General features: G+C 38.0%; 7 protein-coding genes. 4 read left to right on the top strand and 3 right to left on the bottom strand.

Annotated features, from left to right (window positions below):
- Nucleotides 1-350 precede the first annotated feature (350 nt).
- A complete protein-coding gene (gene plsY / locus COX77_01690) occupies nt 351-962 on the bottom strand; it encodes an acyl-phosphate glycerol 3-phosphate acyltransferase (GenBank protein PIZ99400.1) in 612 nt (203 codons plus the stop codon).
- Nucleotides 963-1,120: 158 nt separating this feature from the next.
- Between plsY and COX77_01685 the strand changes: the two genes are divergently transcribed.
- The 4 genes from COX77_01685 to recA all read left to right on the top strand — a co-directional run bounded on the left by COX77_01685 (nt 1,121) and on the right by recA (nt 7,850).
- A complete protein-coding gene (locus tag COX77_01685; protein PIZ99399.1) occupies nt 1,121-3,673 on the top strand; it encodes a cation-transporting ATPase in 2,553 nt (850 codons plus the stop codon).
- 139 nt (nt 3,674-3,812) lie between these two features.
- On the top strand, nt 3,813-6,041 hold the full coding sequence (locus tag COX77_01680) for a cell division protein FtsK (protein PIZ99398.1): 2,229 nt from the start codon (nt 3,813-3,815) through the stop codon (nt 6,039-6,041).
- 17 nt (nt 6,042-6,058) lie between these two features.
- The gene (locus tag COX77_01675) at nt 6,059-6,784 is read left to right on the top strand and encodes a hypothetical protein (GenBank protein PIZ99397.1); all 726 of its coding nucleotides are present in this window, start codon (nt 6,059-6,061) and stop codon (nt 6,782-6,784) included.
- A 49-nt stretch (nt 6,785-6,833) separates the two neighbouring features.
- Complete coding sequence (gene recA / locus COX77_01670) at nt 6,834-7,850, top strand: recombinase RecA (GenBank protein PIZ99396.1); 1,017 nt, start codon at nt 6,834-6,836, stop codon at nt 7,848-7,850.
- Nucleotides 7,851-7,932: 82 nt separating this feature from the next.
- Here recA and COX77_01665 read toward each other — a convergent pair whose 3' ends face one another.
- Both COX77_01665 and COX77_01660 read right to left on the bottom strand, forming a co-directional pair.
- Complete coding sequence (locus tag COX77_01665; GenBank protein ID PIZ99395.1) at nt 7,933-8,721, bottom strand: hypothetical protein; 789 nt, start codon at nt 8,719-8,721, stop codon at nt 7,933-7,935.
- A 191-nt stretch (nt 8,722-8,912) separates the two neighbouring features.
- Nucleotides 8,913-10,214, bottom strand: a 1,302-nt coding sequence (locus tag COX77_01660; GenBank protein ID PIZ99394.1) for a hypothetical protein, incomplete at its 5' end; no start/stop codon positions are given.

The raw sequence follows: 10,214 nt of genomic DNA, 5'->3' as shown, positions 1-10,214 counted from the left end.
ATCAGGGAGAAATTTTCTAATAAAGAATTAAAGGAGATGGGATTATATTGGATTGTGATTATGCACGAACCAATAAAAGATTCTGACGGCGATCCTAGACTTCTCAGCGTTGATCGTGGTGGCGATGGCTCTTGGCTGGGCACGTACTTTGGCAATCCTGACGTCAAGTGGCATCGTGATAGCGGTTTCGCTTTCGACGTTTCGTAAGTTTCTGGCTTTTAGTTCTTTGACTTTTTGAACTTTTAGATTTTTGTTCTTTGTTCTTTGTTCTTTGCCTTGGATTGCATAAAGCTATCCGAGGCTATTTTTTTAAACAAAATATTCAATAGTATAAAAAAACCAATTCATTATTATGAACTGGTTTTGTTAAATTTGTTTTCTTCTCCGCGCCGTAAGCGTTGGATGTTCTTTGTATGCGTGATCAGAATCACAACTAAGGTCAGGATGGTCAGGGTCGTTAGCGGCCACTCATTCCAATTAAAGGAATCAGGCCAACTACGCAGTACTCTTGTCAACGCAATGGTTAGTGTAGCCATCAACGAACTTAAAGACATTACGTGGGTTATCGATAGCAGAGTTGCCCAGATAAAAACCGCCATTAGTAATTCGTTGGGTAAGAGAGCTAAATAAATACCAGCACCCGTTGCCACGCCCTTGCCGCCTTTGAATTTTAACCAAACCGGAAAGATGTTACCCAGTAATGCCGCCAGTCCGATAAAGACAATCTCAATGTTAGTGGTAATATTAAATAATTGAGGTACAAAATAAGCAGCTGTAAATCCCTTGCCAACATCTAATATCAAAGTTGGTAGCCCGTAACGCCAGCCGCAAAGACGAAAGACATTGGTAAAGCCAATATTTTTACTACCAATTTGACGAACGTCTTTACCAGCAGCGAGTCCTAGTAGATAACCGAATGGTAGCGAACCTAACAAGTAGGCGATGAAAATAGTAAAGAGCATAAAATTTCTCCTTTTTTGTTTGTGCCAATCTTATAATAAATTTGAGCAAAAGTAAAGATACAACCACGAATAGCGTTAGATTTAATTATTATTTTTTATAACAATACGGCAATAAAAAATGTTATAATAAAGTAGTCTTTATTCATAATCATAAAGTAATGATAATTTGGCAAAAATTTATAAATTATTCAACAGCAGAAGCTTTACAAGAAGCAAAAACAGATTCAGTAAACGGCTTAACCGAAGAAGAGGTTTTGAAAAGAGTGAACCACTATGGATTAAATGTGCTGGCCCATGAGAGTGTTATGTGGTGGCATATTCTCTGGCGTCAATTTAAGTCCCCGTTCATTTATTTATTACTAGCTGCTATTATCTTATCAATTATTTTAGGTGAAAACATTGAAGGACTAATGATCTTGTTGTTTATCATCATCAATGTTTCTTTGGGCTTTTACCAGGAGTATAAGTCGGAAAAAACATTACAAATTTTACGACAGTATGTTCGTTCCTCAGCCAAGGTCATTCGTCAGGGCAAAGAAATAATAGTACCATCAGAGAATCTAACTCCTGGTGATATTGTTATCGTAGCAACTGGCGATAGGATTTTAGCCGATGTGCGATTTTTGGAAACACACAATTTAACGATTGACGAATCAATATTGACCGGTGAGTCAGTTAGTATTAAAAAAGACAGTGAACAGATTAGGGAAGAAATTAAAGAGCTCTATCAGGCAACCAACATTGGTTTTTCTGGCACCAGCATTGTCAGCGGCGGAGCCAAGGCAGTGGTTATAGCTATTGGTGCCCAAACCGTGATGGGTGATATTGCTAAGCTGACTGCCGAAACGAAAAAAGTGAGTAATTTTGAAAAAGGCATTGCTCGGTTTAGCTCATTTATTTTGAGATTAATTATTTTAACATTAGCGGTAGTTTTTGCGGCCAACCTTTTATTTAATAGAGAGAATCAAGACCTCATTAGTTTGATCATTTTTTCTATCGCGCTAGCTGTCAGCGTTATTCCCGAGGCTCTGCCAGTAGTAACTACTTTTTCTTTAGCGCACGGTGCCAGACAATTAGCGAAAAATAGAGTAGTAGTCAAAAGATTATCAGCGATTGAAGATTTGGGCGGTATTGAAATATTATGTACTGATAAAACAGGCACTTTAACGGAAAATAAATTAACCATCGCGGAATTATTCTCTACTTCAGATAGTAAAACTATTTTATATGCCAATTTAGCAGCTGATGCTATTGCGGGTGATAGGCTAGAGCCATTTGATATTGCCGTCGCCCAAGGATTGTCAGAGGAGGAGAAAGTTATTTATTCTAGTTATGAGCGTGTCGGGGAATTACCTTTTGATCCCAATTGGAAGCGCAATGCCGTTTTGGTTAAAAAAGACGAGCAATATGAAATGATTGTCCGCGGTGCACCAGAAGTCATTGCTGATCAGTCAGAAAATTTAACGACAGAAAAAAGAACTAAATTAAATGAATGGTTGGTCCAGCAAGGCACTTGTGGTTGTCGAGTTTTAGCAATCGCTAGCAAAAAACTCCCAAAACAAAAAATGGATAAACTGGTGGATGGATTAGAAAAGGAAGTTAAGGGCTTTACTTTTTTGGGTGCTATTTCTTTTGTTGATCCGATTAAAGAAAGTACTTATGCTGTTGCTCGCAAAGCCCAAGAATTAGGGGTGAAGATGGTTATTTTAACTGGTGACGGTCCGGAAGTGGCTGGTGCGGTGGCGCAGCAAATTGGTTTGATAACAAAAAGCACCGATGTTTTGGTGGCGGCTGATTTGCTAGCCATGAATGCCGGGGAACAAAGGAAAGCCATTGAACGATATCAGGTCTTTGCTCGAGTGGCACCAGAACAAAAGCATTTAATAATTACGCTTTTACAAGAGAAGTGGGCAGTTGGTTTTTTGGGGGAAGGAATTAATGATACGCCGGCTTTGAAAGCAGCTGGCGTTTCGATTGTCGTGCAGTCAGCCGCTGACGTTTCGCGGGAGGCGGCAGATATTATTTTATTGGAAAAAGATTTGCAGGCTGTTCTTAATGGTATTGAGGAGGGACGCAAAGTATTTGCTAATACCGTAAAGTATATTAAAGCGACATTGATTTCTAATTTTGGTAATTTTTATGCCGTGGCTATCTCGACATTATTTATTGATTTTTTGCCCATGTTGCCCATTCAGATTTTGCTTTTGAATTTGCTATCCGATTTCCCGATGATTGCTATTTCTACTGATGCCGTTGATCCTGACGAGTTAAAAAAACCCAAACAGTATAATGTTAAAGACATTACTTTTATCGCTATGATGCTGGGTATTGTCAGTACTATTTTTGATTTTATGTTTTTTGCTTTATTTTATCGGATCTCACCAGAGACCTTACAAACCAATTGGTTTATTGGCAGCATCTTAACGGAATTGCTTTTAATTTATTCGGTACGTACCAATAAATTTATGTTTAAAGCTAAACCCGCGTCGGCATTACTGAGCTGGTTAACGGTAGTAGCTATTATCGTAACGATCGCTTTGCCATTTACTATTTTTGGCCAAGAATTTTTCCATTTCCGACAGCCAGAGGTTAAACATTTGTTGTGGATATTTGGCTTAGTTATTGCCTATTTAATCTCCACTGAAACAGTTAAGAATATGTATAATCGGCTACTTTTGCGAACGGAAAAAAATAAATCAGTAGCAATTTAAAATCGAGAAAATATTAAGCAAGGCATTAATTTGAGGGTTATTATTAGCCCTCTTTTTAATGTTTTGTTGAATTGCTCAAACAGTGTAAAAATGTTAAAATAACAAAGCAAAACATAATTAATATCTTCTTTATTATAATATGGCCAAGAAAAAAAGGATTGAAGTAGAATTGCCTGAGGTTCCTGTTTTGTCACCGGAAACCAAAAAAGGCATCCTGATTGTATTAACTTTTTTAGTGGCCTTTCTCTCGTTGTTATCCCTCCTGAACTTGGCTGGGTTATTTGGTATTTACGTTGATCGTTATTTAGGCATTGCCTTTGGTTGGGGCAAATATGTTTTCCCAGTTATTTTTTTAGTTTGGGGCTACATCTTAGTTAATCCCGATAAATATTTATTAAAACCCAGCAATTACTTAGGCTTAGGATTGGCCATGATTAGCGGTTCAGGATTGCTAGAATTAATCTATAACATTCAACACACATCTCTAAGCTATACTCAAGATTTTGGTGGAGGCTATTTAGGTTCAGCGATCTATATTCCACTCACCAGATTAATGGATAATCTGGCAGCTTTGGTGGTACTCCTGGGTTTATTAATCATTGGCTTGTTAATTGTTTTTAATATTTCTTTAGACGAACTTGGTAATCGTGTGAACGTTTTTCGGAACACTTGGTTGCGACTCAAAACTTGGTGGTGGAGTAGAAAAATAGCGCGCGGTAATAATGATTATACTGAGAACGATGAAGATGAAGAAATCGTTCCAGTTAAAATTGAAGAAGTGGAGCCCTTGGTTAAAGAAAAGCGGCTAAAAACCACAGAGTCTATTTATCCCACCAATGATGAAGAAAAAGAGTATTTATCAATACCCAAAGAACGCAAGCAGATATATAAAGTAACGGTACCGTTAGATTTGTTAGAAGTTAATGGTTCTAATCCGGTCAGTGTGGACATTGAAATCAACAGTGAGAAAATTAGAAAGACGATGGAAAATTTTGGTATTGATGTCACCATGGATGAAGTAAATGTTGGACCAACCGTCACGCAGTTTACTCTAAAACCAGCTGATGGTGTTAAACTGGCTCAAATTACCAATCTTGGCAATGATATGGCCTTGGCCTTAGCCGCTCATCCGATCAGAATAGAAGCGCCAATACCGGGCAAATCACTAGTCGGTATTGAGGTGCCTAATCAGAAAGTGGCAATTGTTAAATTACGTGAGATTTTGGAATCCCCATCTTTTCGCAATAGTTCCAGTCACTTAGCAGTGGCACTTGGTAAAGACGTTTCTGGTACTTGTCAGTCGTTAGATATTGCTAAAATGCCGCACTGTCTTATTGCCGGCGCCACTGGCTCGGGCAAGAGCGTCTGTATTAATAATTTTATTTTGAGTTTATTGTATCGTAACAATCCCAATGAATTAAAAATGATCATGATTGATCCGAAGCGTGTGGAGATGACACCGTACAATAATATTCCTCATTTATTAACCCCAATAATTACGGAGACTGGTAAGGCCATCAATGCCCTTCGCTGGGCTGTCGGGGAAATGGAAAATAGATTAACCATATTTAATGCCGCTGGCAAGAAAGATATTGAATCCTACAACAAGAGTGTTTTGGTTAATCAGCTACCATATATCGTGGTAGTGATTGATGAGTTGGCGGAACTGATGATGGTGGCGGCTCGTGATATTGAAGCACCGATTGTCCGTCTGGCGCAATTAGCTCGCGCTTCTGGTATTCATCTGGTCATTGCTACTCAGCGTCCCTCAACTAATGTTATTACTGGTTTGATTAAAGCCAACATTACCACGCGTATGGCTTTTACTGTTGCTTCACAAATTGATTCGCGCACCATTATTGATCAGGCTGGTGCGGAAAAGTTATTGGGTCGTGGTGATATGCTGTATATTACCGCCGATATATCCAAACCTCGCCGTTTACAAGGCGCTTATGTTTCTGATAAAGAGATTGTACGAGTTGCCGACTTTTGGCGCCAACAAGGCGAGCCTGAGTATAAAGAAGAAATTACGGAGAAACAAAAAGGATTTGTTTTGCCCGGAGCATCCTTTGGTGATGATGACGATGACGATCCGTTATTACAGGAAGCACAGGCGGCAATTTTGCAGGCGGGTAATGCCTCTGCCACCTTCTTGCAAAGAAGGCTGAGAGTGGGTTATGCTAGAGGCGCCAGAATTTTGGATTTATTAGAGAAAAGAGGTATAGTTGGTCCGCAAAGCGGCTCCAAGGCTCGAGAAATACTCCTGCGGCAGGAGGATTTGGAGAATAATTTGGACGTTCGTGACTATCAAGACGACGGCTGGCTCAACGAGGAAGAAGAAAATTCAGAAGAAACGAAAGAAGAATAATTAATCAGGGATTTAAAATGGCCATTTTTACCACTAAAAAAATAGTTTGGCATCAGACAGTGCCCGAGGCATTAAAGAGAGCTCGAGAGCAAGCTGGCTTTGATTTGCTGACTTGTGCTAAAAAACTAAGTATCCAAGTTAAATATTTGGAGGCTTTAGAAGATGGTGCTTACGAGCAGTTGCCCGGTGAAATATATGTTCGTCAATGGTTGCGAGCGTACGGTGTTTTTTTAAATTTGGATCATAAATGGTTGATTAAAGAGTATCAAAAAGAACGTGGCGTACAGATACAGTTTATTAGTTTTGATCGACCAGAAATAAAAATAAATAGTTGGTTAAATTTTATTACCCCGCGAAAATTACAATTATTTGGTCTGGGGTTAATCGGTTTAGCTATTTTTGTTTATTTAACACAGCAAGTTTTTTTCTTGATGCGACCACCGCAGTTAACGGTTGTTGAACCACCAAATAATTTTATCACCAACGAAAGAATGATTAATATCATTGGTCGTACGGAGCAAGAAGCAGAAGTACGAATCAACGATCAGATGGCGCTTTTGGATCAGTCAGGTAATTTTAGTGCGGCCATTAATCTCGCCCCCGGAATAAACATTTTAGAAATTGTCGCGATCAAAAAAAGAGGTCAACCCAGTCGTGTGGTAATATCTGTCATGCGACAAACACCGCAAGTGCAGTCCGGTAATCAGGTAAGCAAGGGATCGGATAATCCAGTAATTAGATAGTTTAGTTTATATAAAAAGCAGGGCATTTAAATATTAAGTAAGTAATATTATGGCAAAAAAAGAAAATGCCGCAAGTCCTAGACAACAGGCAGCAATAACAGCTATTGAACAAATAAAAAGTAAGTTTGGCGATGGCGCAATTATGCGTTTTGGTGAAGCCAAAATTTTGCAAGTAGATGCAGTTTCTACTGGTTGTTTATCATTGGATATTGCTTTGGGAGTAGGCGGAGTGCCACGGGGTAGAATTATTGAAATTTACGGCCCGGAAGCATCTGGTAAAACAACTTTAGCACAACACATTGTAGCCGAGGTACAGAAACAAGGTGGAACTGCGGCTTTTGTGGACGCTGAACACGCTCTTGATCCTGACTATGCCCGCAAAATTGGAGTTAATGTTGATGAATTATTAATCTCGCAACCAGATAACGGCGAGCAAGCATTAGATATTGTGGAAACATTGGTTCGTTCCAATGGCATTGACGTGATAGTTATTGATTCTGTTGCGGCTTTGGTTCCGCGAGCGGAAATAGAAGGAGATATGGGTGATTCGCACATGGGTTTGCAAGCACGATTAATGAGTCAGGCCCTACGTAAATTAGCCGGTATTGTTTCTAAATCAAAAACCGTTGTTGTTTTTATCAATCAGACAAGAATGAAGATTGGTGTTTATTTTGGCAATCCGGAAACCACAACCGGTGGCATGGCTTTGAAATTCTATGCCTCGGTACGTATTGAGATTCGACGCGCGGCGCAAATTAAAAAAGGCGAGGAGTTTATTGGTAATCGGGTCAAGGTGAAAATAGTAAAGAATAAAGTAGCACCGCCGTTTCAAGCAACCGAATTTGATATTATGTACAATGAGGGGATTTCTATTCCCGGTGACGTGCTAGACTTGGGAGTGGAAAAAGGTATTATTGCTAAGAATGGTAATAGCTATGCTTATGGTGAAGAGAAACTGGGTGTTGGTCGGGAGAATGCCAAAGATTTTCTCAGGCAGAATCAAAAATTGATTGCTCAGATCAAGCAAGACATCTGGCAAAAGGTTAAGGAAGAAATAAAGAAATAATTGAGCAAAAATTAGGAAATAAAAAATAACCATCGTCATTGACAGTGGTTATTTTGTTTAGTATTTGAGAGAAAAAACGAAATTATTTATAGTAAATTCGTTCTATACATTTCCAGAAAATTACTCTTTTATTTCCAATTAAGTATTTTTTAATTTTTTCCGAATGCTCGGTAAGAGATTCTACCACAAACCGTTGGTGTTGCGTTAGTGATTTCGTGAAAAATAAAATTATTAAGCCACAGCCACATAATACTGTTATGCAATATATTATCAATGTGAAACCATTTAATAAGTAGATACGAAAGCAACTAGGTTCCCAGGTTAAAGATGCATAAATTTTATGATCATTAAATTGTGATTGGGCTTTGAAGTATAGCCAATAATTTCCGATTTGTTCTTTTAAGAGTTGCCTCAAATCTAGATCGTGGTATATTAGCCAATCACTATTGTAAATAACAACTGCACCCTGTAAATTTTGTGTTTGCACTTGTAAAAACCACGAGTTAGAAGCTGCAGCTTTGTTTAGTATTAATTTACTAAAGGGTAATGTATATGAGTTTGAGTCAAGCTTAACTCGGTAATAACCCGCAATTGGAAAGTTATAGATGGTATCATGGCTTATTATTATTTTTTTTAGTATGGCATCAAGGGCTGGGGGTGTTTTAAATTTTATTAGATGATTTTGGTAGTGAGCATAGTTTTTTTCCATCCATTGAAACTCATTTATTTTGCCATTAATATGGAAATAGCTAAAATAAGCAGAAACACCAATGCTCAATATCACCCAAATCCACACAAGGTTGATATAAATTACTTTATAACCTTGTTCTTTGTAAGGTTTGAGAGCACGATAGATAGGAAATAAGTTCATTTTTACTCCTTTTGATATTTTATTGTTAATTTTCAATTAATATAACAATATATTACATATCGTTACTTTTGTCAATAGCAAATTGTTATCAACCCCGCGGGTCGAAAAAAGTTGCTTTTTTAGCCATTTTTCTGTAAAATTTAGGCATATTGTCAATAAAAATAACAGCCCAATTTTGAGCTGTTATTAAATTATTTGGTTAATACCATTTTCTTTGTCTGGGTATATTGATCGGTTTTTAGCCGATAGATATATATACCATTGGGCAGGTTTTCTCCGTTGAATTCAACTTGGTAGATTCCTGCGCCCTGTCTCTGACTAATGAGACTACTCATTTTCTGTCCTAGTAAATCGTATACTGATAGGTCTACTTGAGAATCATTAGCTAAAGAGTAGGCAATAATTGTTGTCGGATTGAATGGATTAGGATAATTTTGCTGCAATTGAAATTGGTTGACTGTAAATACTACTTGCGCTATTTTACTGTATTGAGATTTTCCGTCAGAATCAATTTGTTTTAATCGGTAGTAAGTATTTTTATCAATCAGTTGATTGCTTGGGTGGTAATAGTAGTCTTTAGGTGCATTACTGTTGCCGTGACCAGCAAGAAAGCCAATAGAGTCCCAATCAATAAGGTTGGTTGATTTTTGTATCTCAAATCCGAAATTATTAATTTCTGTTACTGTTTGCCAATACAGTTCTATCAAATTCTTTTTGATTTGAACAGTAAAGGTTGTTAATTCAACTGGTAAAGCATAATCTTGTCCATCTAAATATAATGAGCCCAAGTTTAACGGGTCAAGGTAAGGAGCCAGTTCCTCCCATTGATAATACATACAAATATAGTAAGCAACGGCTTGCAAATTTTCGCCACACCCATACGTTTTTCCACTGCTAATATGCCCCCTTACTCTGTTATTATGATCAATTAATGGTGAACCAGAGGAACCCGATTCAATTATTCCAGATTGATTGTATAAGTAACCATCGATTACTACATTGCTACGAGCATTAATAGTTGGCTTTAGTCCTTTTTTGATATCACCTTGAGGATGAGAAAAACTGACCATTTGTTGTCCAATTAAATTATCCAGTGTTCTGTCCCACCCCAGAAGATAAATCATGTGACTGGGAATCTCGCCAACAATCTCCAATAATACTCGATCAGCGTCAGCATAGCTGCTAGGAGAAGAAATATTTAACAGTTTTATTCTCGTATTGATGACTGTAGCCGTTGGTTCATTTGGTGGATTTTCACAGCTTTGACTTTGATAGTCCAAATACAAAGTAGCATCAATAATTTCTCCCGTAACACCAGGACCGTTGTAAACATGAGCGGCAGTAATAAATAGAGGTTTACCATCTTGAGCGGTATTGTTGATGAAAAATGCCGTACAACCATTGTATTTGAATACACCCTTGATTTGATTGCGATAATTATCAAAATCTGAGCACGCCGCATTGATATGGCATGGTAGCGATTCCCCAAATCC

The organism is Candidatus Komeilibacteria bacterium CG_4_10_14_0_2_um_filter_37_10 (assembly GCA_002793075.1).
GTDB lineage: Bacteria > Patescibacteriota > Patescibacteriia > UBA1558 > UBA1558 > UM-FILTER-37-10.
Note: the sequence above shows the minus strand (reverse complement) of the source record. Positions and strands in the feature narration are given on the sequence as shown.